We start from the raw sequence: 705 nt of genomic DNA, 5'->3' as shown, positions 1-705 counted from the left end.
ATGAGTACAATGAGCTTTATGTGGTGACCGGACCGATTTACCAAGGTAACGAAGGAACAATCGGTAATGGTGTGGCGATCCCGAGCGCATTTTACAAAGTCATTCTTGATCCAAGCTTTGATGAAGCCATTGCGTTCATTGTCCCGCATCGTGATGTTTCAAGCTCTGAGTTAGCCAACTTTATTACCACCATTGACGAAGTTGAACGTCAAACTGGATTAGACTTTTTTGCTCAAACGCCAGATAGCATCGAAGACAACATGGAATCAGTACAATGGGAAGAGATGTGGCCAACCAACCAGTAATCGAGTGACTATCGCGATTCCTAAACCGCAATAAAAAAGCGCCTGAAGTAGGCGCTTTTTTGATAATGTTCAACCACATAGAAACGATAACTTAGTGCGGAGAGATATTAGATAGACACTGAATGTGAATCGTGATCTCTTCACGGTCATGATACAGATGCTTCGCTTGCAGCTTGAATTTCACCTTGTTCTCAATCAAGAACATTTTAAGATTTTCAAGATCTTGCAGTACTTCATCGTAACGACCTTTCATTGGCAATTTCAGGTTAAAGATGGCTTCTTTCGCCCAACCTTTAAGCAGCCATTGGCCCATAAGATGTGCCACGCGAGCTGGTTTCTCAACCATATCACACACAATCCAAGTCACGTTCTTGCGGTCTGGTTCAAACTTAAAGCCATC

1 protein-coding gene and 1 pseudogene are annotated in these 705 nt (G+C 42.8%); one reads left to right on the top strand and one right to left on the bottom strand.

Annotated elements, in window-relative coordinates; all coding sequences use genetic code 11:
- Positions 1 to 305: DNA/RNA non-specific endonuclease (locus R8N49_RS27175; RefSeq protein ID WP_318190457.1), on the top strand; the 305-nt coding region annotated here is incomplete at its 5' end.
- Between the two features lie 91 nt (positions 306 to 396).
- Here R8N49_RS27175 and R8N49_RS27170 read toward each other — a convergent pair.
- Positions 397 to 705: pseudogene (locus R8N49_RS27170) on the bottom strand (23S rRNA (cytidine(2498)-2'-O)-methyltransferase RlmM); the annotation flags it as partial.

Source organism: Vibrio sp. 1978 (genome assembly GCF_033344345.1).
This window is presented reverse-complemented; position numbering and strand designations above follow the sequence as displayed.